Here is a 25,033-nt window from a genome sequence, read left to right as displayed (position 1 = left end):
TTTTGACCATGTGAGTTTGAGCCTGTGAGCCGAGCCCTTCGGTGGGATAATCACCGAAATCGGCGAGAGGACGGCTCATGCCCATCGCAACGCCCGAGGCGTACGCGGAGATGCTCGACCGGGCCAAGGAGCACGCCTACGCGTTTCCGGCCATCAACTGCACGTCGTCGGAGTCGGTCAACGCCGCGATCAAGGGTTTCGCCGACGCCGGCAGCGACGGGATCATCCAATTCTCAACCGGCGGAGCGGAATTCGCGTCGGGTCTGGGCGTCAAGGACATGGTCACCGGCGCGATTGCGCTGGCCGAATTCGCGCACGTCGTCGCCGCGAAGTACCCGGTCACGGTGGCGCTGCACACCGATCACTGTCCCAAGGACAAGCTCGACACCTATGTCCGCCCGCTGCTCGCGATCTCGCGGCAGCGGGTCGCCGACGGCGGGCAGCCGCTGTTCCAGTCTCATATGTGGGACGGCTCGGCCGTGCCGCTCGACGAGAACCTCGCGATCGCCCGCCAACTGCTCGTTGAAGCCGTCGCGGCGAAGATCGTCCTGGAGATCGAGATCGGCGTGGTCGGCGGCGAGGAAGACGGCGTCGCGCACGAGATCAACGACAAGCTTTACACCACGGCAGAGGATTTCGAGAAGACCGTCGAGGCGCTCGGCGCGGGCGAACAGGGCAGGTACCTGTTGGCCGCGACGTTCGGCAACGTGCACGGCGTCTACAAGCCGGGCAACGTCCAGCTGCGACCCGAAATCCTCGACGAAGGCCAGAAGGTCGCCGCTGCCAAGCTCGGACTACCCTCGGACACAATGCCTTTCGACTTCGTCTTCCACGGCGGTTCGGGTTCGCTGAAGTCCGAGATCGAAGACTCGCTGAAGTACGGCGTGGTGAAGATGAACGTCGACACCGACACCCAGTACGCGTTCACCCGGCCCGTCGCGGCGCACATGTTCACCAACTACGACGGCGTGCTGAAGGTCGACGGCGAGGTCGGCGACAAGAAGGCCTACGACCCGCGCAGCTATCTGAAGAAGGCCGAGGCGTCGATGACCGAACGCGTCGTCGAGGCGTGCCGGGATCTGCACAGCGCGGGTCGTTCGGTCACCGCGAACCAGTGATTTGGGTGCGCTAACCGTCGCGCAGCGATCTGTTCTGTTCGGGGACATCGCTGACAGTTGTATGTCTCGGGACATCGCTGACACTTGAGTAGGGCCTGGGCCAGGATGGCTCATGGCTCAGAAGGTGACGGCGATGGACATTCGGATGGCTTCGGCGTTGGCCGGCCAGGTCGACAACGTGGCGCAGTTCTGCCGGGACAGCGCGATCAGTCGACAGACGTATTACAAGTTCCGCAAGCGTTTCCGTGACGGTGGGATCGAGGGTCTGCAGGATCGGTCGCGGCGTCCGCTGACTTCGCCGGGGCAGACCCCGGTCGAGGTGGAAGACCTGATCGTGTTGCGGCGTAAGCAGTTGATCGAGGATGGCCGCGATCACGGTGCACAGTCGATCGTGTGGTCGTTGCAGCGCGAGGGTATCGCGGTGCCGTCAGTGTCGACGGTGTGGCAGATCTTGACCCGTCGCGGGGCGATCGTCCCGCAGCCACAGAAGCGGCCGAAGTCGGCGACCAAACGGTTTTGCTTCGATCGGCCCAACGAGTGTTGGCAGTCCGATTGGACCGGATGGACGCTGGCCGACGGCAGCGCGGTGGGCATCGCGGGCAGTCTCGACGACCACTCCCGGTATGTGGTGGGTTTGCGCGCGGGTGCCGGTGACGCGGACGCCGAGCTTGTCTGGGAGGTGATGCTGGCAGGCATCGACGAGTGCGGGATACCATCGATGTCGTTGTCGGACAACGGAATCGTCTACACTGGCCGCTTCCACGCGCATGAATCAGCTTTCGAGGTCAATCTGCGCGCTCTCGGGGTGCGGACCATCAACTCGACGCCGTTTCACCCGCAGACCTGCGGCAAGATCGAGCGGTTCTGGCAGACGCTGAAGAAGTGGCTGTCTGCCCGCGATCCGGCGGCTACTGTCGAGGAACTCAACGCCCTGCTCGAGCAGTTCCGCACCTATTACAACCACCAACGGCCGCACCGCGCGCTACGTGGCGCCACCCCGGCCGAGGCATTCAGCGCCACCGTCATGGCCCGCCCCGCCGAGCGTCCACTGCCCGCACCGGTGTTCGTCAGCCGCCGCACCGTCGGAGAGAAGTCGGGACAGGTGTTCGTCGCGCCCTACAAGGTCAACGTCGGGCTGCGCTGGGCCGGCCACGACTGCGATGTCATCCGCGACGGCGAGCACATCACCATCTTCAGCGGCAACCGACTCGTGCGCACTCTCACTGCCGATCCCACACGCAACTACCAGTCCATCGACAAGACCACCCGCACCTATCGCACCCGCGAGCCCAAACCGGCATCATGAGTGTCAGCGATGTCCCGAGACATAAGTGTCAGCGATGTCCCGAGACACCACACGTCGCGCAGCGATCGGTAGCGCACCGAAATCCCTTATTGGGGCGCCTGACAGACCTTCCACTGGTCGTCGCGGAACTCCAGATCGAAGCTGCGGGTGGACCGGGTCTCGGGTGCGTAGGCCATGAACGCGGTGACGTTCGCCTCGGCGTGGTCCCCGTTGATCACCACCTGGTCGATGCTGGCGACCACGGGATACTGCTTGGCGGCGGCCACCCGTTCGTGGATCTCCCGCCAGGTCTCGTCGTCGTACTTGACGTAGATGTCCCGCTTGCTGCCGCAGGTGATGCTGCGGAGTTTCGCCAGATCACCGTTCTGGATCGCGGTGTCGAACTCCTCGATGGTGTTGCGCACCATCTCCTCCTGCGACACCTTGGGTCCCGAGTCGCGGGTCAGCAGCACGGTGCCCAGCACCGCGATCGCGACCAGCGCGGCGATGACCAGCACCACCGCCACCACCCAGCCCCAGCTGCTCCGCTGCTGCGGGGGCGGCTTGGGCGACTCGCTGCGCGGCGGAATGACCTGCGGGGCAACAGGTCTCTGTTGTCCAGGCGCTCCCGGCGGCGAAAACACCTCGGTGGCCGGATCGGCCGGGCTGTCGATCCTCTGCGTCGTGCCCGCGTCGAATCCCGAGGGTGCGGTGAACCGGCGTTCGCCCCCCTCGGTTCCCGGCACCGCGTCCGCCTGCGGTTGGGCGGGTGCCATCACCTCGGTCTCGGGTTCGTGGTCGCCGTGCGGCTCGATCACCTCGGTCACAGGGTCGGCGGCCTCGCCCGTGGTCTCGGGCGCCTGGGGATTCTCGGAGGCTCCAACGTCCGAGGCGTCCGACCCGTCCGGAAGATCTCCCGGCTGGTCAGGCCCTGATGGATTCGACATGCCTGCTGCGGTCCTCCCTTACGACGCTACGGCGGAAGCTTAGTCACCCGGTCCGGGTCTGCGCTCAGACCCGTGCGTCGCCGCCGGCGATGACGCACACGGCACAATGGGCCCATGACAGGGATGGGTGATCTGCTCGGACCGGATCCGGTGCTGCTGCCCGGCGACAGCGCCGCCGAAGCCGAACTCGCCGCGGGCGAGAAACCGGCGATCGTGGCGGCCGCACATCCCTCGGCTTCGGTCGCGTGGGCGACGCTGGCCGAAGGGGCGCTGGCCGAGGACAGGGCGATCACCGCGTACGCCTACGCGCGCACCGGCTACCACCGCGGGCTGGACCAGTTGCGCCGCAACGGGTGGAAGGGCTTCGGCCCGGTGCCCTACCGCCACGAACCCAACCGCGGGTTCCTGCGCTGTGTGGCCGCGCTCGCGCGGGCGGCCGACGCCATCGGCGAAACCGACGAGACCCAGCGCTGCCTGGACCTGCTCGACGACTGCGACCCGTCGGCGCGGACCGAACTCGGGCTGGCCTGACTACTCCGCTTCGCAGTTGCAGTCGCCGGTGCTGTCGCCCGGTTCCACCTGGACCGTCGCATGGTCCAGCCCGCGGGCGGTCAGCACGGCCCGCGCGTCGTCGAGCACCAGCGCCGAATCCCGGTTGCTGGTCAGGTGCGCGGTGACCATGTCCTTCCCCGGCACCAGCGTCCACACATGCAGGTCGTGCACATCGGTGACGCCTTCGACGGCACAAAGAGCGCCGCGCAACTCGTCGACGTCGATGTGCGCGGGCGAGGACTCCGACAGGATCCGCAGCGCCGCGCGCGCCAGTGAGAACGCCCGCGGCAGCACCCACAGCGCGACGAACACCGCGACCACGACGTCGGCGTAGGGCCAGCCCGTCGTGACCGTGACGATGCCGGCGATGAGCACCCCGATGCTGCCGACGGTGTCGGCGAGGACCTCCATGTAGGCGCCCTTGACGGCCAGGCTCGTCTCGGAGTGCGAGCGCAGCAGCATCATGACGACGGCGTTGGCCAACAGGCCCGCGACTGCGACGACGATCATCGGCACGCCGGGCACATCGGGCGCATCGCCGATCCGCTCGATCGCCTCAAAGAGGATGAAAGCCGCGACTCCGAGCAGCAGCACGGCGTTGGCCACGGCGGTGAACACCTCGGCGCGGTGCCACCCGTACGTGCGGGCGGGCGAGGCGCTGCCGTGCCGGGCGAGCAGGATCGCCGTGAGGCCCATGAACATCGCGACCAGGTCGGTGAGCATGTGACCGGCGTCGGCCAGCAGCGCGATGGAGTTGATCACCAGCGCCGTGACCAGCTCGATGACGAAGAACGCGGTGAGGACCGCAGCGGCGATGACCATCCGGCTCACCCGGGTGTCGCCTCTACTGTGATCGTGGCCGGCTCCCATGCCAGCAATCTATGCGCAAGTCCGCATATGTTGCAAGGGCGCGGACGTCCGCACGGCGACTAGAACCAGGCCGACCAGAAGCGGGTGAGGTCGCTGCCGAGCCAAACCAGCGGGCGCGGCACCCCGGAGAAGTCGAAGAACCACAGCACCGTCTGCCAGAACCACTGGTTGAGTCCCGGCGTGAAAAGCAGCAGCAGCAAGATCAGCAGCCCCCACTGCTTGGCCGGAGCCACCGCGCGTTGGGTCTGCGGGCTCAGATGCGGCTCGAGCGCGCCGTACCCGTCGAGGCCGGGCACCGGAAGCATGTTCAGAACGAACGCCGTCACCTGGAGGAACCCGAGGAACGCCATCCCGGCCCAGAAGACGCCGTGCGCCGGGTCGTAGAGCACGCTGGTCAGCACCAGCACCAGCACCGCGAAGACGAGGTTGGTGGACGGTCCGGCGAGGCTGACCAGCGTGCGCTGACGCTCGGTCATCCATCCCGTGCGGACGTACACCGCCCCACCGGGCAGGCCGATCCCGCCGATCGCGATGACCAGCACCGGCAGCCCGATCGACAACAGCGGATTGGAGTACCTGAGCGGGTTGAGCGTGAGGTAGCCGCGCACCGCGACGTCGCGGTCGCCGAACCGCCACGCGGTGTACGCGTGGGCGAACTCGTGCACGCACAACGACACCAACCAGCCCGCGATCACGAACGTGAACACCCCGACGTAGGCGAGTGGTCGGGAGTAGTCCGTCGCGCACGTCCACGCCACCGCGCCACCGGCCACGGTGGCCGCCACGATCGCCAGGAAGACGGGGCTGGGCCGCACCGACTGGTGCAGCGGACGAACGTTCACGCGTCGACGCTACCGGCTGTCAGCGCACCCGCAGCCAGCCCTCGGTGTGCCGGTAAAACGTCGAACGCTTGACCGGTCGAGCGGCGGACACCCCGTCACGGACGACGATGGCGCCGGTGGTGCCGAGCTGGGCCGCCCGCCCTGTCAGCCAGCGTCGTGGGCGGGTGCCCACGACGGCCGCCCGCAGCCCGGGCATGGTGTCCGTCGGCTCGATCCGCACGCCCGGCGCGTCACCGTCGAACAACACGATGTCGTCGACGACCGCTTCGCCGTGCAGCGGTTGTCCGGCCGGATCGCCGCGCCATTCGGCCGCGCCGACCAGCACGGTGCCCCCGTCGTCGCGGATCAGCGGAACCCGGGTCGCGCTCCCGCGCAGCGCCCGTCGCGCATGCCACCGACGTCGCACGTGCGCCACCTCGACGCCGAGTCGATCGGTGCGCAGCAGCCGGGTCAGCACCGTCGCCAAGTCCGCTTGGGAGCCGACGACGAGGAGGCGGCGGCAGGGGATATCGGCGGTTTCGGCGACCGGAAGCCCGCGCAGCGCACGAGGCAACCGACGGCGGCCGAAACGCAACACCACGACGTCAGTGGTGCTCAACACGGCTCCTCACAAGCGGCTGGGATAAGGTAGCTCACCGGCTGCAACAAGGTTTGATGCAGATTAGCGGGAGACTATGCGATGCCGGCAATCGTGCTCATCGGCGCCCAGTGGGGCGACGAGGGCAAAGGGAAGGCCACCGATCTGCTCGGTGGGCGCGTTCAGTGGGTGGTGCGCTATCAGGGCGGCAACAACGCCGGCCACACCGTCGTACTGCCCACGGGTGAGAACTTCGCCCTGCACCTGATCCCGTCGGGAATCCTCACACCCGGCGTCACCAACGTCATCGGCAACGGTGTGGTGGTCGATCCCGGCGTGCTGCTCACCGAACTGCAGGGGCTGGTCGACCGGGGCGTCGACACCGAACGGCTGCTGATCTCGGCGGACGCGCACCTGCTGATGCCCTATCACGTCGCGATCGACAAGGTCGTGGAGCGGTACGCCGGTAGCAAGAAGATCGGCACCACCGGACGCGGTATCGGACCCTGCTACCAGGACAAGATCGCCCGGATCGGGATCCGCATGGCCGACGTGTCCGACCCGGTGCTGCTGGCCGAGAAGATCGAAGCCGCACTGCAATTCAAGAACCAAGTGTTGGTCAAGATCTACAACCGGAAGGCGCTCGACGCCGCCGAGGTGGTCGACAACCTGCTCGAGCAGGCCGAGGGCTTCAAACACCGCGTCGCCGACACCCGCTACCTGCTCAACACGGCGCTGGAACAGGGCGAGACGGTTCTGCTGGAGGGCTCTCAAGGCACCCTGCTCGACGTCGACCACGGCACATATCCCTTTGTGACATCGTCGAATCCGACGGCCGGCGGCGCCGCGGTGGGGTCGGGCATCGGGCCGACCCGGATCACCACGGTGCTCGGCATTCTCAAGGCCTATACGACGCGGGTCGGCTCGGGGCCGTTCCCGACCGAACTGTTCGACGCCAACGGCGAGTACCTGTCGAAGACCGGCGGCGAGTTCGGCGTGACGACGGGCAGGCGGCGCCGGTGCGGCTGGTTCGACGCGGTCATCGCCCGGTATGCCACCAGGGTCAACGGCATCACCGACTACTTCCTCACCAAACTCGACGTGCTCTCCAGCCTCGAAACCGTGCCGGTGTGCGTCGGATACCGGGTGAACGGCCGGCGTCTGGACGACATGCCGATGACGCAGTCCGAGATCGCGCACGCCGAGCCGATCTACGAAGAGCTGCCCGGCTGGTGGGAGGACATCTCCGGGGCCCGCGAGTTCGAGGACCTGCCGGCCAAGGCGCGTGACTACGTGCTGCGGGTGGAAGAGCTTGCCGGAGCCCATGTTTCGTGTATCGGCGTCGGGCCCGGCCGGGACCAGACCATCGTGCGCCGCGACATCCTGGCGCAGCCGTGATGAGTGCTTGCGCGAAGAGCCGACAGCGATGACGGATCCGCACCTCGAAGACCCTGACTACGACAAGCACGGCGGGTTCCCGAACTATCAACGGGCCGAACCCGGTCCTGGGTTCGGCCGGTTCCTGGCGGCGATGCGCCGCGCACAGGACCTGGCGGTGTCGGCCGATCCGGACGGCGACACCTGGGAGCGGGCCGCCGACCAAGCCGAAGCCCTGGTGGCGCTGCTCGACCCGTTCCGGGCGGCCGAGGGCGCCGGCCCGGCCAACCGGGTGCCGTCGCTGCCCGGCGCGGGCAGCCTGCTGATGCCGCCGTACCGCGACGTGAATTTGAACCCGGACGGGGTGGAGCTGAAGGTGCAGTTCAGCCGCTACCACGTCGGGGGCAACTCCGCAGTGCACGGCGGGGTGCTGCCGCTGCTGTTCGACTCGGTGTTCGGCATGGTGATCCACGCCGTCGGCCGGCCGATCAGCCGTACCGGTTTTCTGCACGTCGACTACCGCAAGGTCACCCCGATCGATACCGAGTTGACGGCCCGCGGCTGGCTGCGGGAGGCCGAGGGGCGCAAGGCGTTCGTCAACGCCGAGTTGCGAGATCCCGGCGACAGCCTGCTCGCCGAGGCGAACGGGTTGATGATCCAGTTGCTCCCCGGGCAGCCGTAGCCTCCTGGCGGCTAGTCGACGAGCCGCAAAGCCTGTGACGGACAGAGCTTCACGGCCTCTTCGACGTGGTCGAGTTCGTCGTCGGGCACCTCATCGACGAGCACGACGACGATCCCGTCGTCGTCCTGGTCGAAAACGGCGCCGGCCGACATCACGCAGTTGCCGGCCTGGATGCAGACGTCGCGGTCGGCTTGCACTCTCACTTCGTCACCCCTTCGTCTCTTCATCCACTGACAAAGACGTCAGACCGCAGATGAAGTGGAAGAACCCGAACTGCACGTCACGGGCTCGACGCTACCCGCGAAACACGAAGCCCTCGATGACCTCGCTGACCAGGTCCGGATCCTCGAGCCCGGCCAGGTGCGCGACACCGTCGAGCACCACGGCCTCGCCGCCCGGGATGGCCGCGGCCATCGCGAGTGTTTCCGGCACCGGAAAGGTCGCGTCCTCCCTGCCCGCGACCACCAGTACCGGCGTCGTGATCCGGCCGAACAACGCGCGTTGGTCCGGCCGGTCCACGATGCTTCGCACCGCCCACCCGGCGGATCGCACATCGGCGGACTGCACGGTGTCGCGCACGAAGGCCACGACGTCGGGTCGCGTGGCCAACGTGGTAGGGCCCAGGAACGCCTTGAGCACCGAGCGGGTCACCGGCGGCCGGATCCCACCCATCAGCCGAGCCGTTCGCAGCAGCAGGCCGAATTCGACGCGCTGGCGGAGCCCCGCCCGCTGTGCCGTGCAGTTCATCAGCACGGCGCGCCCGATCCGCCCGGGATGCGTCGCGGCGAACGTGCCACCGATCATCCCGCCCCACGAGTTTCCGACGAAGTGGGTGCGCTGCACGCCCAGAGCGTCGAGGATGTCGACGATGCACTGCGCGCACTGGTCGAAAGTGAACGGCGCCGTGAGCTTTTCGCTGCCGCCGTGCCCCGGCGGGTCGACCAGGATGACGCGCCGGTCGGGCCCGAAATGTGCCGCCTGCGCGGACCACATGTCACCGGTCATCAGCAGGCTCGGCCAGAACATCATCGGCTCGCCTGAGCCGCTAACTTGGATCCGCAACCTGCCCAGCGCGGTGCCTACCGTGTGCTGCTCCACCGCCTGAACGGTAGTCCTCGCCCCGCAGCGCGGGCCACCAGATGCGCGGCCCGATGAGCGTGAACAGGGCGGGGATGATCACGGTGCGCACGATGAACGTGTCGAGCAGGATGCCGAGGCCGACGATGATGCCGATCTGGGTCAGCACGATCAGCGGCAGCACGCCGAGTACGCAGAACACCGCGGCGAGCACGATGCCCGCGCTGGTGATCACCGCCCCGGTCGCGGACACGGCGCGCACGATCCCGTCGCGGGTGCCGTGTTCGGGGGTCTCCTCACGGGCGCGGGTGACCAGGAAGATCGTGTAGTCCACGCCGAGCGCGACCAGGAACAGGAACGCGAACAGCGGCGTGGTGTTGTCCAGCGCGGGAAAGTCGAACAGATGCACGCTGGCCCACCCGCCGAGACCCAGCGCGGCCAGTGAGCTCAACACCGTCACCGCCACCAGAACCAACGGCGCGAGCGCGGCGCGCAGTAACACGTAGAGCACCGCGAGAACCACGAGCAGGATTGCCGGAACCACCACCATCCGATCCCGCGACGCCGCCGCGCCGGCATCGCGCGCGGTCGCATCGGAGCCGCCGACCAGTGCCCCCGGATCGACGTCGCGTACCGAATGACGCAGTCTGTCAATGGTTCCGAACGCCTCATCCGAAGCGGGTGCGGCCTCGAGCACCACCGACCACTGCGTCAGACCGGTCGGGGTCTGGCCCGCGGGGTGGGCCGACACCACCCCGGGTGTCTCGGTGATCGCGCGCTGCACGTCGGCGGCGCGGTCCGTGGCCGCGATGACACGCGTGGGGTCGGTCAGGCCGCTCGGGAAGTGGTCGGCGAGCCGTTCGTATCCGCTGACCGACTCCGCCTGCACCCGGAATTGTTCGGTCTGTGACAGCCCGAGCGGGGTGGCCGCCAACCCGGTGCACAGCAGCGCCAGACCGGCGAGCGCCACCGCTGCGACGCGACCAGGCCTGCGGGCCACCGCCTCGGCGATGCCGTGCCAGACGCCGCTGTCGGTCAGCGCCCGGTCCCCGACCTTCGGGATGAACGGCCAGAACAACCGCTTGCCGAACAGGCCGAGCAGCGGCGGCAACACCAGCAGCACGAACACCGCCGCCACGATCAGTCCCGCCGCCGCCTGCACGCCGAGGCTACGCACGCTCGGTGACGACGCGAACACCAGCGTGAGCAGCGCCAGCACCACGGTGGCATTGCTGGCGATTACCGCCGGACCGGCGCGGCGCACCGCGGTGTCCAGTGCGTCGCGATGGTTCTCGGTGCGGCCCAACTCTTCCCGGTACCGCGATATGAGCAGCAGCGCGTAGTTGGTGCCCGCGCCGAAGACCAAGACACTGGTGATGCCCGACGTCGAACCGTCCGGGCTCATGCCGACCGCCTGGGCGACCGCCGTGCCGAGCACCGCGGCGACCCTGTCGGCGAAGCCGATCACCGCCAGCGGCACCAGCCACAGCACGGGGGAGCGGTAGGTGATGATCAACAGCAGCGCCACCACCGCCGCGGTGACGGCGAGCAGCGTGAAGTTGGCCCCCGAGAACGAGTTCGCGATATCGGCGCCGAACGCCGGGCCGCCGGTGACCTCGCTGCGCAGATCGGCGGGCAGACCCTCGGCGGCATCTGCGCGTACCTTCTTGACCTCTTCGTTGAGTTCGAACCCGGTGAGTTCGGCGTTCAGCGGCACCACCGCCAGGGCGGCCGCGCCGTCGGTGGACACCTGGGCCGCCGGCCACTTCCGGTTGACGGCGTCGACGTCGGCAGGGCTGAGCGGCGTTCCGTCGATGCGGGTGATCACGACGATCGCGGGGACGCGTTCGCCGTCGGGGAACTGGCTCCGCAGCGCGTCGACGCGCGCCGATTCGGCGGAGTCGGACACGAGCACCGGTGACCGCGCGCTCGAGTCGTCGCTGCCGATGAGCCCCATCAGCGCACCGGAGAGCAGGACGACGAGCACCGCCAGTACCCAGGAGATGCGGCGCGACATGGCGACAAATATTTCAGAAACTTAACTATGGATCAAACGGCCCGGTGGCCGAACGGCCTATGCTTTCGGCGTGTCAGAAGACCGCGACGCACTGGAGGCGACGATCGCCGCGGATGTGCGGGCGATGAACGCGGAATCAGACGAGATCGGCAGGTTGTTCGCGAGCCGACACGACGTCGCGGCCAACGACTTTCGCGCTCTGCTGTATGTGATGGTCGCCGAGACCGAGGAGGCGCCGTTGACGGCGGGGGAGCTGCGCAGGCGGATGGGGATGTCGGCCGCGGCCATCACCTATCTCGTCGAGCGGATGCTCGCCTCCGGCCACTTTCGGCGGGAGTCCGATCCGCGCGACCGCCGCAAGGTGATCCTGCGGGTCGCCGAGCATGGAATGGGCGTCGCGCGAGGGTTTTTCACCCCGCTGGGTGAACGCATGCACGCCGCGTTGGCCCGGCTGTCCGACGCGGAGTTGGCGGCTTCGCACCGTACGTTCAGCGCGCTCATCGACGCCATGCGCGAGTTCCGCGGCGAGCTCGACCAGTCCGCTCTCTCGGCGCCCGGACCGTCTGGCAGGCTGGACAGGCGATGAGTGACACCCCTGACAACGACACCCCGGTCGATCCCGATGACCCGGTGACCGATCCCGAACCTGTCGCGGGGACGACCGGGACGTGCTCGGTGATGCTGTTGGGCTCGGGCGAACTGAGCAGGGAGTTGGCGCTGGCGTTCCAACGGCTGGGTACCGAGGTCATCGCGGTCGACCGCTACGCCGACGCCCCGGCTCACGGAGTTGCCGACCGCCCGATCGTCGCCAAGATGAACGACGCGGAGGCGCTGACCGCGCTGATCGAGAAGGAGAACCCGCGTTACGTGGTGGCCGAGGCGGGCCTGATCGCGGCCGACGCGCTGATCGCCGTCGCCGAGGGCGGCGCCATCGAGGTGTTCCCGACCCCGCGCAGCACGCGGCTGTCGCTGGACCGGGAAGGCCTGCGCAGGTTGGCCTCCGACGAGCTGGGGCTGCCCACCGCCCCGTTCTGGTTCGCGGGATCGACGGAGGAATTGGCTGCGGTCGCCCAGCACGCCGGGTTTCCGCTGGTGGTCAAACCGGTCGCCTCGGCGCCCGGCGAAGGCGAGTCGGTGCTGGTGCGCCCCGCGGACGTCGCGCCCGCGTGGCAGCGGGCGGTCGCCGCGGGCCGCATCCCGCACAACCGCGTGATGGTCGAGTCGGTGGTCGAGGTCGACTTCGAGGTCACCCTGCTGACGATCCGCACCGTCGGGCCGACGGGACCGGCGGTGCACTTCTGTGAGCCGATCGGACACCGCGCACGCAAGGAGCAAAACGGGCTTGGCCAAGCCGACGGCGACGCGCTCGAGTCGTGGCAGCCGCAGGCGTTGGCGCCCGCCGCACTGGACGCGGCGAAGTCGATCGCCGCTCGCATCGTGAACTCGCTGGGCGGGCGTGGCGTGTTCGGCGTCGAGCTGTTGGTGCGTGGCGACGAGGTCTACTTCGACAACGTGCGCCCGCGACCGCACGACAGCGGACTGGTCACGTTGCGTTCGCAGCGGCTCTCGGAGTTCGAGTTGCACGCCCGGGCGATCCTGGGGCTGCCCGTCGACACGATCATGATCTCGCCCGCCGCGGCTGAGGTCGTCTACGCCGGGGCGGAGGCGAAACCGGCGGCCGGCCAGGACCTGCAGGCCGTGCTCGCCGAGGCGCTCGCCGTCGCCGAGAGCGACGTCGCGCTGTTCAGCCGCCCCGACGAGACCGAGCCCCGGCGGCGGCTCGCGGTGGCGCTGGCGACGGCACCCGATCCGATCGTCGCCCGTGACCGCGCCCGACGCGTCACCGTGGCGCTGCGCAGGCTCTGGTAGCCCGGTGACGAACCCCGGGCCCGAACCCGATCCCACCCCCGACGACCGACCGACCGTGGCGCCCTTTCTGATCGCGCTCACAATCTTTGTGCTCGTGGTGATCGTAATCGGGTTGGTGAACCTGTTCGAGGACGAGGAACTGCCCGCCGACCAGCAGGTGGCCCGCGCCGCGGTTGGGCAGAACGACGCGCTGCAACGACAGGACTACGCCGACTTCCGCGGCTACACCTGTTCCGCACATGCGGGCACCGAGTCCGAAGTGCTTGCGGCTCAGCGCGATTCGGTCGTCATGCAAGGCGAGCGGTTCGTCGATGATGTCACCGACGTCGCGATCGACGGCGACCGCGCCACCGCGAAGGTGACCTACCACTTCGACAAGGCGCCCGACGACAAGAAGTCCGTCGAGTTGACGTTCGTCCGCGACGGCGACGGCTGGAAGGTCTGTTCCACCGGCCTCGGATAGCTGTGGGACACTCAACGACCGTGAGTTATGCCGGAGACATCACGCCCGAGGAGGCCTGGGAGCTGCTGACCGGCACTTCCGAGGCCGTGCTGGTAGACGTCCGCACCGACGCCGAGTGGCGCTTCGTCGGCGTACCCGACCTGTCCTCGCTGCAGCGCGATGTCGTGTTCATCGAGTGGAACCGCACCGACGGGACGCGCAACGAGTCGTTCGTCGAGGAGCTCGGGAGGGCCGGCGTCACTCCCGGCGATAGGCCCGTGGTGTTCCTGTGTCGCTCCGGCAACCGGTCGATCAGCGCCGCCGAAGCCGCCACCGAGGCCGGGATCGCGCCGTCGTACAACGTGCTCGACGGCTTCGAGGGCAACCCCGACGAGAACCACCACCGCGGGCGTACCGGCTGGAAGGCAGTCGGCCTGCCATGGAAACAGTCATGAGTTCTGGCCCGGAGAACACCGTTCCGTCCGTCCGCACCCACGCCGCACTTCCCGAGGGCGTCAGCCAGGCCACCATCGGCGTGCGCGGGGGGTTGCTGCGGTCGGCATTCGAGGAGACCGCCGAGGGCCTGTTCCTCTCCTCGGGCTACGTCTATGCGTCGGCAGCCGAAGCGGAGAAGGCCTTCACCGGCGATATCGACCGCTACGTGTACTCGCGCTACGGCAACCCGACGATCTCGATGTTCGAGGAGCGGCTGCGGCTGATCGAGGGTGCTCCTGCCTGTTTCGCGACCGCGACGGGGATGGCGGCCGTGTTCACGTCATTGGGTGCGCTGCTGGCGGCCGGCGACCGACTGGTCGCCGCGCGCAGCCTGTTCGGGTCCTGCTTCGTGGTGTGCAACGAAATCCTGCCCCGCTGGGGTGTGGAGACCGTCTTCGTCGACGGCGACGACCTCTCGCAGTGGGAAGAGGCGCTGTCGGTGCCCACCCAGGCGGTATTCTTCGAGACCCCGTCCAACCCGATGCAGCAGCTGGTCGACATTGCCGCGGTTTCCGAGCTCGCGCATGCGGCCGGCGCAAAAGTGGTGCTGGACAACGTGTTCGCGACACCGATTCTGCAGCAGGGCTTCCCGCTGGGTGCCGACGTCGTCGTGTACTCGGGCACCAAGCACATCGACGGGCAGGGCCGTGTGCTCGGCGGTGCGATCCTGGGCGGCAAGCAGTACATCGACGAGTCGGTGCAGAAACTGATGCGCCACACCGGGCCCGCGCTGAGCCCGTTCAACGCCTGGATCCTGCTGAAAGGTCTGGAGACGCTGGCGGTTCGAGTGAACTACCAGAACGAGTCGGCGCAGCGGATCGCCGAGTTCCTGGAGAACCATCCTGCGGTGAGCCTTGTGCGCTATCCGTTCCTCGAGTCGCATCCACAGTACGACCTGGCCAAGCGTCAGATGTCCGGTGGCGGAACCGTTGTCACGTTCGAGCTTTCGAGCGCCGGCAATCCGGCCGCGGCGAAGGAACGCGCGTTCGAGGTACTCGACAAGCTGCGTATCATCGACATCTCGAACAACCTGGGTGACGCCAAGTCCCTGATCACCCACCCCGCGACCACCACCCACCGCGCGATGGGCCCGGAGGGCCGCGCAGAGATCGGGCTCGGCGATGGCGTGGTGCGGATCTCGGTGGGGCTGGAGGGAACCGACGACCTGCTCGACGACCTCGACCAGGCGCTCGGCTAGGTGTCCAAGCGCAGCGACGCGAAGAAGGCCCGCCGCCGCAAGCGGCAGGCCGCCCGCGACGCCCGTTGGGTCCCGGACGGCGTCATGGACGCGCTGGCCGACGACGTCCAGCTGGCCGCGGTCCTGGAGCACTTCGACGAGCGAATCACCGAGCGCGGCTGGGTTTTCGACGATGACCTGTCCGACGAGGAGTCGGCGCTGTGGTGCTACCCGCCGTCGGCCGCCGACGTGCCCGACGAGGATCTGGTCGACGTGACGACGATCGTGCTGACCGCCGACGAGGCCGCCGACATCGCGCACGTCGTGTTCGTCGGCACGGCCGACGACTACCAGTTCAACCTCGAGGAGCTGTTCGACTGCCTCGACGTGGTCGAGGGCTACCGGTTGGGCGACCCGCCGCCCAAGTTCACCGCTTAGCGTGAGCGCTCACTCCGGTACGGTTTCTCCCGCGATTTGTGTACCGGATTGCGCGCTCACCGAAGCAAGGTCAGTCCTCGACGCGTCCTTCGACCACACCCTGCGCCGTCCGGGCGCGATCCTCGTACTGCTTGCGCGCGCCGGCATCGAAGTCGAGGAACACCCGGTCCAGGCCCAGCTTGTTGTTGAGCCAACGACGTCCGCGCGGGCCGAGCATCTGCGCGGCCTGGGCGGTGAAGCGGAGCGGAGTCGGCACTGAGACATGGGTTTTCGGCTTGTCCAGCGTCTTGACGATCGCCGCGGCGATATCCTCGGGCTCCACCGGTTTGATCGCCCCGCTGCTCTTGGTGCCCGAGATCAGCTCGGTGTTGGTGAACGGCGGCATGACCACCGACACGTCGACGTTGTGCGGCGCGACCTCGTCGGCCAGGGCCGCGGTCAGGCCCACCACGCCGAACTTCGCGCCCACGTACACGACCTGTCCCGGCACCGGGATCAGCCCTGAGAGCGAGGCGACGTTGACGATGTGCCCGCTGCGCCGCGCGATCATCTCCGGCAGCACCAGTTGGCAGCCGGTGATCACGCCGTACAGGTTGACCTCGAGCGTGGACCGGATCGACTGTTCGGATTCCTCGACGAACGGCCCGATCGGCATCACACCCGCATTGTTGACCAGCACGTCGACCCGCCCGCCGCCGTCGGTACGGGCCTTGTCGAAGAACGTCGCGAACGAGTCCCGGTCGGTGACGTCGAGCGGATAGCCCGACGCGGGCCCCAGGTTGCCCAACTGGGCGACGGCCGATTCCTGCAGCGCCACGTCGCGGTCGCCGATCACCACGCGGGCGCCGCGCGCCAGCAGCGCCTTCGCGGTCGCATAGCCGATGCCCCGGGCGGCACCGGTGATCGCGATGGTCCTGCCCCTGATGTTGTCCATGGACCGGACTTTACACCTGTCAAGTTTCTGCCGAGAGCGACCTGCAACCGGACGACATGCGGTTATTGGAATGCGTAGCATCCCATCACGTTGCACAGTTGAGTGATGACCATGTCCGCCCTCGACGACCTGCGTTTCGTGCCGGTCGGCCAGGACGATCCACTGGCCGAGCCGCTACTCGCCGAGTTGGCGGCCGAATATGCCGAGCGCTACGGCGGTAGCACCGAGCGCGTCTTGTGCTGGTTGCGGGGCTATCCGGCCGAGGAGTTCGCCCCGCCCGGCGGCGGGCTGCTGATCGGCTTGCGGGCCGGACGACCCGTCACCGGCGGCGCGTTCCGCCGGTTCGACCCCGACACCGCCGAACTCAAACGCATCTGGACCGACAGCGGCCACCGGCAGCGCGGCTACGCCAGGGCGCTGCTGAGCGAACTCGAGGCCGAGATCGCCGCGCGCGGATACACCCGGATCTACCTGACGACCGGCGATCGGCAGCCGGAGGCCGAGGCGCTGTATGCGGCCACCGGCTACACGCGCCTGGCCGAACCGCTGCCCGCCGAGGGCGAGGTCTATCCGATCGCGTTCGCGAAGGTGTTGCGACGTGATTCGTCCAGCGTCGCCGGTTGTTACCGGCTATAGGCTGTGCGTCAGGTGTCGCGCAGCGGGGGTGATGGTGGCGTTATCGCAGACGACGGTCGGCCTGCTGTTGGTTGGTGCCGGCGTACTGACCTTCCTGGTCGGGGTGGCCTCGCGGGTATTCATCGGCCGGCGTCGCGAGACCAAGGCCGTCCGCACCATGGTGCACACGTTCCGTCGAACGGGGGTGGCGCGTGTGCTGTTCGGCCGATTCGACAGCGACGTGCTCGATGACGACGAACTCGACGCGATGATCCTGATGCCGACGATCGTGGTGGCGTGCGGGCTGTGCCTGACCGCGGTCTTTCTGCTCGGCTACCAGAAACTCGTCTAAGCCCGCGACGCACCCCCTTCGCCGAACGTGCGCTCAGTGCGAAAAATCGGCCTCAAAATCGCGCTGGCCGCACGTTCGACGAGCGATACGCACCATCACGGGCGCGCGGCGGCCTCTGCCGCTTCCCGAATGGAACCGCGCCATAGCGGGCCGTGCCCCGGCAGCAGCACCTCGGTGTCCAGCAGGCCCAGCGCCCCCAGGCTGCGTACGCAGCCGTCCTGGTCGTGGTTGAACAGACCGGGCAGCAGCTGCGGTCCGCCGCGCGTGGACAGCGGGTGCCCGGTGACCAACGCGTCGCCGCTCACCAGCACACCGTCGACCAGAAACGAGCAGTGCCCGCTGGTGTGTCCCGGCGTCGGGATCGCCATCGGTTTGCCGGGCAGCTCCGTCGCGATGTCGTCGGTCAGGGGCTGCGCCGTGGGGATGCCGTCGCCCAGCATGGCGCCCTTACGGGTGATCGCCGCCGACCACGTGAGGTAGCTCGGCCGCCAGATGTGCTTGGCGATGTCGACCGGGGAGGCTTGCTCGAGATACTCCCGCTTGGCGTGGCCCACCTCTGCGCCATGGCAATAGACCGGCGTGCCATGCGTTTTCGCGAACCAGATCGCCGAACCGAAATGGTCGATGTGCGCGTGCGTCAACAGGATCGCGCGCAGATCGTCGAGGCCGAAGCCGAGCCGGCCCAGCGACGCGAGCACGTCGTCGCGGTCGCCGGGGAAGCCCGCGTCGATCAGCATCACGCCGGCGCCGTCGGTCACCAGCGTCCAGTTGACGAGGTCGGTGAACGCGAAATGGACGGTGTCGGTGACGGCGCTCAAGGCTGCTGCCATGCCGCGAGTTTAGGTGAGGTAGTAGAAACGAAGCGTGGCTGAACTCAAACTCGGATACAAGGCGTCGGCGGAGCAGTTCGCGCCGCGGGAACTGGTCGAGCTGGCCGTGGCGGCCGAAGAGCACGGCATGGACAGCGCGACGGTCAGCGACCACTTCCAGCCGTGGCGCCACGAGGGCGGCCATGCGCCGTTCTCCCTGGCCTGGATGACCGCGGTCGGCGAACGCACCAAGAGCATGATCCTCGGCACATCGGTGCTGACCCCGACGTTCCGCTACAACCCCGCGGTGATCGCGCAGGCGTTCGCCACGATGGGGTGCCTGTATCCGAACCGGATCTTCCTCGGAGTGGGCACCGGCGAAGCCCTCAACGAGATCGCCACCGGCTACGAGGGGGACTGGCCGGACTTCAAGGAGCGTTTCGCGCGGCTGCGGGAGTCGGTCAAGCTCATGCGCGAGCTGTGGCTGGGTGACCGGGTCGACTTCGACGGCGACTACTACCACACCAAGGGCGCCTCGATCTACGACGTGCCCCAAGACGGGATTCCGGTGTACATCGCGGCGGGCGGGCCCGTGGTGGCCAAGTACGCGGGCCGCGCGGGCGACGGGTTCATCTGCACCAGCGGCAAGGGTGAGGAACTCTACAAGGACAAGCTCATTCCGGCCGTAAGAGAGGGCGCCGAGGCCGCGGGCCGCAGCGTGGACGACATCGACCGGATGATCGAGATCAAGATCTCCTACGACACCGATCCCGAACTCGCCCTGGAGAACACCCGGTTCTGGGCACCGCTGTCGCTGACCGCCGAACAGAAGCACTCCATAGACGACCCGATCGAAATGGAGAAGGCCGCCGACGCACTGCCCATCGAGCAGGTCGCCAAGCGCTGGATCGTCGCGTCGGATCCCGACGAGGCCGTCGAGAAGGTCAAGGACTACGTCGACTGGGGGCTCAACCACCTGGTGTTCCACGCCCCCGGCCACGACCAGCGCAGGTTCCTCGAACTGTTCGCCCGCGACCTCGAGCCGCGGTTGCGCCGTCTCGGCTGATCGGTCGAGAACCGCACCATCACAACGTGATTCGAGTGTTGGCGACGGTCCTGGGCATCGTCGCGTTCGCGATGGCGCTGGCCGGGCTGCTGTCGCGCTATCTGCCGGTCAGCCATGAGATCGTGCTGATTCTCGCCGCGGCCGCGCCGTACCTGACGGCGGCGGGCGTCGCGGCGATGGTGCTGTTCGCGGTGGCGCGGCGGTGGGTGCCGACGATCGTGGCCTCGATGCTGTGCGTGGCGATGCTCGCCGTATTGGCCCCGCGGTACTTCGGACCGGAGAAGACCGCTGCGCCCTCGATCGCACTACGGGTGGTGACGGCCAATCTCGGCATGGGTCGGGCCGACGCGCGGGCGGTCGTCCAACTCGCGACCGCGTCGGCCGATGTGCTCGTCGTGCAGGAGATGACCCCGGAAGTGGCGGACGCCATGTCGACCGTCGGAATCGACAGCGTCTTCGGGCACCGGGTCGTCGATGCGCGCCCGATGGCGGAGGGGATCGGCGTATGGAGCCGCCATCCGATCGTGGCCTCCTCGGCCGTCGACGGTTACCAGATGCCGATGCTCGGCGCCCGGATTCGGTGGCCCGGAGTGAAGTTCGACCTCACCGTCCTCGCCGCGCATCTGGCCGCTCCGTGGGTGCAGCCGCTGCGCTGGTTCCAGGGCGACATCGCCCGTTTTCCCGAGACGCTACGGGCGCTGGCCGGGTCCGCCGGGGCGGGCGCGGTCATCGTGGCCGGCGACCTGAACGCCACCTACGACATGCGACCGTTCCGAAAGCTGCTGGACGAGGGTTACCGGGACGCCGCCGAGCAGGCCGGGGCGGGTCTCACCCGCAGCTATCCCAGCAAGCCGTGGCGGCCGCCGGTGCTCGGCATCGACCACGTCTTGGTCCGGAACTGTGCGGCGACATCGGCCGGCACCGTCGCGCTGCCCGGCTCCGACCACCGCGGGCTCGTGGCTACCGTCGAGGTCCCGATCGATCCGACCGCAGGCTGACGGGCGCTGCGGCTAGGCTGTGACGCGTGTCGGAGCGCTCATCCAACTCAGTGTCCTCGCGCGAGCGCTCAAGCGCCATCTACGTCGCCTCCCCCGAGGGCGACACCGGCAAGTCGACGATCGCGCTGGGCGTCCTGCACCGGTTGACGGCGACCGTCGCGAAAGTCGGTGTCTTCCGGCCGATCACCCGGCTCGGCGAGGACCGGGACTACATCCTGGAACTGCTGCTCGGCCACACCACCGCCGGTCTGTCCTACGACGACTGCGTGGGCGTCGGCTACGAGGAACTTCATGTCAATCCCGAGGGTGCGCTGGCCGAGATCGTCGACCGGTACCACTGGGTGGCCGATCACTGCGACGCGGTGTTGGTCGTCGGCAGCGACTACACCGACATCGCCGCGCCCAGCGAGCTGTCGACCAATGCGCGGATCGCGGCCAACCTCGGTGCCCCGGTGATTCTGGCGGTGAAAGCCAAGGATCGAAGCCCCGAGCAGGTCGCGCACATCGTCGACATCTGCCTCGACGAGATCACCGCCCAGCATGCGCACACCGCAGCGGTCGTCGCCAACCGCTGCGATCCCGCCCAGTTGTCCGCGGTGCTCGACGCGCTGAAGGGCTTCGAACCCAAGTGCTACGCCCTGCCGGAGGACCCGCTGCTGGTGGCGGCGACGGTCACCGAACTGCAACAGGCCGTCGAAGGTACGCTGCTCAGCGGCGACCCGGCGCTGCTGTCGCGGGAGGCGATGGATGTCCTGGTCGCCGGGATGACCGCCGAACGGGTACTCGAACGGCTCAGTGAGGGTGTCGCGGTCATCGCGGCGGGTGACCGATCCGACGTCGTGCTGGCGTTGGCGAGCGCGCATGCCGCCGAAGGCTTTCCGTCGTTGTCCTGCATCATCCTCAACGGCGGACTGGAACTGCATCCGGCGATCGCTGCGTTGGTGGCGGGCCTCGGGTTGCGGTTACCGATCATCGCCACCAGGTTTCGCACCTTCGAGACCGCGAGCCGGGTGGCCTCGGCGCGCGGCCGGGTGACGGCGAAGTCGGTGCGCAAGATCGACACGGCCGTGGCCTTGATGGAGACCCACGTCGACGTCGCGGATCTGCTTGCCCAGCTTGCTATTCCGATCCCAGCAGTGGTTACCCCGCAGATGTTCACGTATCAGTTGCTCGACTGGGCGCGCTCGGACCGCAAGCACATCGTGTTGCCGGAGGGCGACGACGACCGCATCCTGACGGCCGCCGGCCGATCGCTGCGGCGCCGGGTGGCCGATCTGACTATTCTCGGTGACGAGGCCCGGATCCGCGCTCGCGCGGCGGAATTGGGCGTCGACATCTCGAGCGCCACGGTGCTCGACCCGCAGACCAGCGACCTGTGCGACAAGTTCGCCGAACAGTACGCCGAACTACGGAAACGCAAGGGCGTCACCGTCGAGCAGGCGCGCGAGATCATCCACGACGTATCTTATTTCGGCACCATGCTGGTGCACAACGACATGGTCGACGGCATGGTCTCCGGCGCACGACACACCACGGCCCACACGGTGCGGCCCGCCTTCGAGATCATCAGGACGTTGCCCGACGTCTCCACGGTGTCCAGCATCTTCCTGATGTGCCTGGCCGACCGGGTGCTGGCCTACGGCGACTGTGCGATCGTGCCGGACCCGACCGCCGAGGAACTGGCCGACATCGCGATCTCGTCGGCACGCACCGCGGCCAGCTTCGGTATCGAACCGCGGGTTGCGATGCTGTCCTACTCGACGGGCAGCAGCGGATCCGGTGCGGACGTCGAGAAGGTCAGACAGGCAACGGAATTGGTTATGCAGCGGGAGCCGGATCTGCTTGTCGACGGACCGATCCAGTACGACGCCGCGGTGGAACCCTCGGTGGCCAAGTCGAAGATGCCCGACTCGAAGGTGGCCGGTCGGGCGACGGTGCTGATCTTCCCGGACCTCAACACCGGCAACAACACGTACAAGGCGGTGCAGCGCAGCGCCGGCGCGATCGCGATCGGACCCGTACTGCAGGGTTTGAAGAAACCCGTCAACGATCTCTCGCGCGGGGCGTTGGTCGAGGACATCGTCAATACCGTGGCGATCACCGCTATCCAGGCGCAAACGCTCTGATGGCACGCAGCGTACTCGTGATCAACTCGGGCTCGTCGTCGCTCAAATACGCGATCATCGAACCGGATTCAGAAACGATGGTGGTGGACGGCATTGTCGAGCGAATCGGCGAGGGTCAGGTTCGCGACCACGCCGAGGCGCTGCAGACGGCGTTCGACCAGATGGCGGAGTCGGGACGACCGCCCGACTCGCTCGACCTAGTCGCCGTCGGGCACCGGGTGGTGCACGGCGGGCCCGATATCTATCGGCCGACGCTGATCGACGACGCGTTGGTCGCCAAGATCGGCGAGTTGTGTCCGCTTGCCCCGCTGCATAATCCACCCGCTCTGCTCGGTATCGAAGAAGCCCGCAAGGCACTGCCCGATCTACCCCACGTCGCGGTCTTCGACACCGCGTTCTTCCACGACCTGCCGCCTGCCGCTGCCACGTATGCGATCGACAAGGACGTCGCGGCGCAGTGGCACATCCGTCGCTACGGCTTCCACGGCACCTCGCACGAGTACGTCAGCGAACAGGCTGCCGCGTTTGTGGGCGTTCCGCTGGACTCGGCGCGCCAGATCGTGCTGCATCTGGGCAACGGCGCATCGGCCTCGGCCATCGTCGGGGGGCGCCCGGTGGACACCTCCATGGGGTTGACTCCGATGGAGGGGCTGGTGATGGGAACACGTTCCGGCGACATCGATCCCGGGGTGCTGTTCTACTTGCGGCGCAACGCGAACATGAGCGTCGAGGATATCGAGGAGATGCTCAACCGCCGCTCCGGCGTCCTTGGGCTGGGCGGCGAGATCGATTTCCGGGTGCTGCATCAGCGTATCGAATCCGGGGACGCGGCAGCACAATTGGCCTACGACGTCTATATCCACCGGCTGCGCAAGTACATCGGCGCCTACCTGGCCCTGCTGGGCTCGGCCGATGTCGTCACGTTCACCGCGGGGGTGGGGGAGAACGACGCTGCGGTGCGCCGTGACGCGCTGACCGGGATGGCACCGCTGGGCATCGAACTCGATGAACAACTGAACGAGAGTGCCGACAGGACCACCCGGCGGATATCGGCCGACAATTCGCCGACGACGGTGCTAGTTGTTCCCACTGATGAGGAGCTTGCGATCGCCCGTGCCTGCGCGCACCTCGTCGAGCGGTGAGCGCGGCTTCTCGAGCGGCAGTTCGCCCGCGGGATCGCAGATGGCGAGCAGCCGGCGGACCCGCCGCCCGCAGCGCACCTCCCAGTCGATTCCGTTCCGCGAGCAGATCACGTTGATGTAGTGCAGGCTTGCGAATCCGGCCGTGCCGAAGAAGTCCACGAGCCGAAGGTCGACCAACAGGCGCCGCGTACCGGCCATCTGCCCTTCCACGTAGGTCGCCAGCGCGCGGCTGTTGGTTGCGTCGATGTCGCCGTCGACCGTCACGAGCACCGTCGAACGGGTCTGGTGCGCCGCGGAGAAGCTGCTGCGGTGGTGGCGTTCGCACTGATCGAACGAGCGGGGGTCGGGTCGAAACACCCGGCAGGTTCCTACAGCGGACACGGTGACTCCTGTTGTCGGACGCAGTTGGAGCCGCGGAGGCGCCGTCGGCTTCGATGGCCGCTATCGGGGAGTTCGACCCCGAATCACCTCTGCAGTTGGCTGTGACCTCAACCTGTGATGCAGATTACTACGAAATCCGCGCCTCGACCATTGGGTTTACGGCATGGGCAAATACTGCAAAGCCGCCGCCGCGGAAGCGGTGTTTGCTGGTATCGGCCACTGACTCCGTAGGCCCTCATCACGCCGCGGTCACGATTGTGAGGACGAATTGCCTCATCGGTAACCGGCGGAAACCGGCGGTGCAATCAGTGAAAGGCCCGAGTCAAGACTTTCTTCCCTGAACAAAGGTGGCAAAAGCCCCTGTTTGGTGATGCTGATCGCCCCGATAGTCAGCTATGCGAGAAGTTCACCGATCTGTCGGGAGGAGAGATGGCTAGAGAAAGGACCTCTGCGCGTGTGGGCTTGAACGTCGCTGCCGTATTTCTGGTCTTCGCCGCGGGCCTTGCCCTGTGTCTCGGGATAGGACAACGGGCCGGGGCAGCACCCTCCGTCGCTGAGACCTACAGTCAGTCCGCACGTATCAAAGCGGCGACCATGATGATTCCGATTGGGATGGGCAGCGCCGTCTTTGTGTCGTTCCAAGCGGAAACCCCCAATGGCGTCGTGATGACGCAAGGCGGATCGAACGAAGTCAGCCAGACGGAACTGGGTAGCGGATACCTTGGACAGAACCCCAAACGTTGGGCCATGGTCGACGCTCTCCGGAGCAAGATGCAGAATGCCGGCTGGACCGAATTGGGTGTGGACGGCCAGTGGTTCGAGTACGTCTTCGGGCGTTAGCGATC

28 protein-coding genes are annotated in these 25,033 nt (G+C 67.7%); 18 read left to right on the top strand and 10 right to left on the bottom strand.

Annotated features, from left to right (window positions below):
• Positions 1-77 precede the first annotated feature (77 nt).
• Together fbaA and QGN32_RS09555 are read left to right on the top strand one after the other, a co-directional pair.
• Positions 78-1,118 (top strand): class II fructose-bisphosphate aldolase, encoded by a 1,041-nt coding sequence (gene fbaA / locus QGN32_RS09560; protein WP_326548331.1) that lies wholly within the window; start codon positions 78-80, stop codon positions 1,116-1,118.
• A 112-nt stretch (positions 1,119-1,230) separates the two neighbouring features.
• Positions 1,231-2,424 carry an integrase core domain-containing protein gene (locus QGN32_RS09555; protein WP_326544898.1) on the top strand — a complete coding sequence of 398 codons (1,194 nt, stop codon included), beginning with the start codon at positions 1,231-1,233 and terminating at the stop codon, positions 2,422-2,424.
• A gap of 86 nt (positions 2,425-2,510) precedes the next feature.
• Here QGN32_RS09555 and QGN32_RS09550 read toward each other — a convergent pair whose 3' ends face one another.
• Entirely contained in the window at positions 2,511-3,350 is an 840-nt protein-coding gene (locus tag QGN32_RS09550) for an Rv0361 family membrane protein (protein WP_326548330.1), read from the bottom strand.
• A gap of 114 nt (positions 3,351-3,464) precedes the next feature.
• Here QGN32_RS09550 and QGN32_RS09545 point away from each other — a divergent pair, with 114 nt between their 5' ends.
• Entirely contained in the window at positions 3,465-3,881 is a 417-nt protein-coding gene (locus tag QGN32_RS09545; protein ID WP_326548329.1) for a DUF3151 domain-containing protein, read from the top strand.
• On the opposite strand, the gene QGN32_RS09540 is transcribed toward QGN32_RS09545, so the two are convergent.
• The 3 genes from QGN32_RS09540 to QGN32_RS09530 are packed head-to-tail and all read right to left on the bottom strand — an operon-like array spanning position 3,882 to position 6,212.
• On the bottom strand, positions 3,882-4,772 hold the full coding sequence (locus tag QGN32_RS09540; RefSeq protein ID WP_326548328.1) for a cation diffusion facilitator family transporter: 891 nt from the start codon (positions 4,770-4,772) through the stop codon (positions 3,882-3,884).
• Between the two features lie 59 nt (positions 4,773-4,831).
• Positions 4,832-5,614 carry a site-2 protease family protein gene (locus tag QGN32_RS09535; protein ID WP_326548327.1) on the bottom strand — a complete coding sequence of 261 codons (783 nt, stop codon included), beginning with the start codon at positions 5,612-5,614 and terminating at the stop codon, positions 4,832-4,834.
• Positions 5,615-5,633: 19 nt separating this feature from the next.
• Entirely contained in the window at positions 5,634-6,212 is a 579-nt protein-coding gene (locus QGN32_RS09530) for a peptidase M50 (RefSeq protein ID WP_326548326.1), read from the bottom strand.
• Between the two features lie 81 nt (positions 6,213-6,293).
• Between QGN32_RS09530 and QGN32_RS09525 the strand changes: the two genes are divergently transcribed.
• Complete coding sequence (locus QGN32_RS09525; protein ID WP_326548325.1) at positions 6,294-7,589, top strand: adenylosuccinate synthase; 1,296 nt, start codon at positions 6,294-6,296, stop codon at positions 7,587-7,589.
• A 28-nt stretch (positions 7,590-7,617) separates the two neighbouring features.
• Entirely contained in the window at positions 7,618-8,250 is a 633-nt protein-coding gene (locus tag QGN32_RS09520; protein WP_326548324.1) for a PaaI family thioesterase, read from the top strand.
• 11 nt (positions 8,251-8,261) lie between these two features.
• Here the strand turns inward: QGN32_RS09520 and QGN32_RS09515 are convergent, their stop codons facing one another.
• The 3 genes from QGN32_RS09515 to QGN32_RS09505 form a co-directional block, all read right to left on the bottom strand.
• Entirely contained in the window at positions 8,262-8,453 is a 192-nt protein-coding gene (locus tag QGN32_RS09515; protein WP_326548323.1) for a ferredoxin, read from the bottom strand.
• Positions 8,454-8,544: 91 nt separating this feature from the next.
• A complete protein-coding gene (locus tag QGN32_RS09510) occupies positions 8,545-9,279 on the bottom strand; it encodes an alpha/beta fold hydrolase (protein WP_442791835.1) in 735 nt (244 codons plus the stop codon).
• A gap of 16 nt (positions 9,280-9,295) precedes the next feature.
• Positions 9,296-11,344: an MMPL family transporter gene (locus tag QGN32_RS09505; protein WP_326548321.1), complete on the bottom strand. Its 2,049-nt coding sequence runs from the start codon at positions 11,342-11,344 to the stop codon at positions 9,296-9,298.
• 70 nt (positions 11,345-11,414) lie between these two features.
• On the opposite strand from QGN32_RS09505, the gene QGN32_RS09500 reads away from it, so the two are divergent.
• Genes QGN32_RS09500 through QGN32_RS09475 form a run of 6 tightly spaced genes read left to right on the top strand, consistent with a single transcriptional unit; the run spans position 11,415 to position 15,765 of the window.
• Positions 11,415-11,930 carry a MarR family winged helix-turn-helix transcriptional regulator gene (locus QGN32_RS09500; RefSeq protein ID WP_326548320.1) on the top strand — a complete coding sequence of 172 codons (516 nt, stop codon included), beginning with the start codon at positions 11,415-11,417 and terminating at the stop codon, positions 11,928-11,930.
• Positions 11,927-13,213: a formate-dependent phosphoribosylglycinamide formyltransferase gene (gene purT, locus QGN32_RS09495; RefSeq protein WP_326548319.1), complete on the top strand. Its 1,287-nt coding sequence runs from the start codon at positions 11,927-11,929 to the stop codon at positions 13,211-13,213. Before QGN32_RS09500 ends, purT begins: the two co-directional genes overlap by 4 nt.
• 4 nt (positions 13,214-13,217) lie before the next feature.
• Positions 13,218-13,676 (top strand): Rv0361 family membrane protein, encoded by a 459-nt coding sequence (locus QGN32_RS09490; RefSeq protein WP_326548318.1) that lies wholly within the window; start codon positions 13,218-13,220, stop codon positions 13,674-13,676.
• A gap of 20 nt (positions 13,677-13,696) precedes the next feature.
• A complete protein-coding gene (locus QGN32_RS09485; protein WP_326548317.1) occupies positions 13,697-14,110 on the top strand; it encodes a rhodanese-like domain-containing protein in 414 nt (137 codons plus the stop codon).
• Positions 14,107-15,348, top strand: a complete 1,242-nt coding sequence (locus QGN32_RS09480) for an O-succinylhomoserine sulfhydrylase (protein ID WP_326548316.1) — start codon at positions 14,107-14,109, stop codon at positions 15,346-15,348. The genes QGN32_RS09485 and QGN32_RS09480 overlap by 4 nt, the downstream gene beginning before the upstream one ends.
• On the top strand, positions 15,349-15,765 hold the full coding sequence (locus QGN32_RS09475; protein WP_326548315.1) for a hypothetical protein: 417 nt from the start codon (positions 15,349-15,351) through the stop codon (positions 15,763-15,765).
• 70 nt (positions 15,766-15,835) lie between these two features.
• Here the strand turns inward: QGN32_RS09475 and QGN32_RS09470 are convergent, their stop codons facing one another.
• Positions 15,836-16,699, bottom strand: a complete 864-nt coding sequence (locus QGN32_RS09470; protein WP_326548314.1) for an SDR family oxidoreductase — start codon at positions 16,697-16,699, stop codon at positions 15,836-15,838.
• Positions 16,700-16,804: 105 nt separating this feature from the next.
• On the opposite strand from QGN32_RS09470, the gene QGN32_RS09465 reads away from it, so the two are divergent.
• Positions 16,805-17,335, top strand: coding sequence for a GNAT family N-acetyltransferase (locus tag QGN32_RS09465; protein ID WP_326548313.1), 531 nt, complete (start codon positions 16,805-16,807; stop codon positions 17,333-17,335).
• A gap of 31 nt (positions 17,336-17,366) precedes the next feature.
• A complete protein-coding gene (locus QGN32_RS09460) occupies positions 17,367-17,666 on the top strand; it encodes a hypothetical protein (protein WP_442791802.1) in 300 nt (99 codons plus the stop codon).
• A gap of 95 nt (positions 17,667-17,761) precedes the next feature.
• On the opposite strand, the gene QGN32_RS09455 is transcribed toward QGN32_RS09460, so the two are convergent.
• Positions 17,762-18,496, bottom strand: a complete 735-nt coding sequence (locus QGN32_RS09455) for an MBL fold metallo-hydrolase (RefSeq protein WP_326548311.1) — start codon at positions 18,494-18,496, stop codon at positions 17,762-17,764.
• A 34-nt stretch (positions 18,497-18,530) separates the two neighbouring features.
• Between QGN32_RS09455 and fgd the strand changes: the two genes are divergently transcribed.
• The 4 genes from fgd to QGN32_RS09435 are packed head-to-tail and all read left to right on the top strand — an operon-like array spanning position 18,531 to position 23,807.
• A complete protein-coding gene (gene fgd, locus QGN32_RS09450) occupies positions 18,531-19,541 on the top strand; it encodes a glucose-6-phosphate dehydrogenase (coenzyme-F420) (protein WP_326548310.1) in 1,011 nt (336 codons plus the stop codon).
• A 26-nt stretch (positions 19,542-19,567) separates the two neighbouring features.
• A complete protein-coding gene (locus QGN32_RS09445; protein WP_326548309.1) occupies positions 19,568-20,539 on the top strand; it encodes an endonuclease/exonuclease/phosphatase family protein in 972 nt (323 codons plus the stop codon).
• Positions 20,540-20,565: 26 nt separating this feature from the next.
• Positions 20,566-22,665 (top strand): phosphate acetyltransferase, encoded by a 2,100-nt coding sequence (gene pta / locus QGN32_RS09440; protein WP_326548308.1) that lies wholly within the window; start codon positions 20,566-20,568, stop codon positions 22,663-22,665.
• On the top strand, positions 22,665-23,807 hold the full coding sequence (locus tag QGN32_RS09435; protein WP_326548307.1) for an acetate kinase: 1,143 nt from the start codon (positions 22,665-22,667) through the stop codon (positions 23,805-23,807). The genes pta and QGN32_RS09435 overlap by 1 nt, the downstream gene beginning before the upstream one ends.
• On the opposite strand, the gene QGN32_RS09430 is transcribed toward QGN32_RS09435, so the two are convergent.
• Complete coding sequence (locus QGN32_RS09430; RefSeq protein WP_326548306.1) at positions 23,742-24,071, bottom strand: STAS domain-containing protein; 330 nt, start codon at positions 24,069-24,071, stop codon at positions 23,742-23,744. The two genes, QGN32_RS09435 and QGN32_RS09430, sit on opposite strands and share 66 nt — an antisense overlap.
• Positions 24,072-24,644: 573 nt before the next feature.
• Here QGN32_RS09430 and QGN32_RS09425 point away from each other — a divergent pair.
• The gene (locus tag QGN32_RS09425) at positions 24,645-25,028 is read left to right on the top strand and encodes a hypothetical protein (RefSeq protein WP_326548305.1); all 384 of its coding nucleotides are present in this window, start codon (positions 24,645-24,647) and stop codon (positions 25,026-25,028) included.
• Positions 25,029-25,033 lie beyond the last annotated feature (5 nt).

Source organism: Mycolicibacterium sp. ND9-15, assembly GCF_035918395.1.
In the GTDB taxonomy this organism is placed as follows: domain Bacteria; phylum Actinomycetota; class Actinomycetes; order Mycobacteriales; family Mycobacteriaceae; genus Mycobacterium.
The sequence above is the reverse complement of the archived record's forward strand: the minus strand, read 5'-3'. Positions and strand labels throughout refer to the sequence as shown.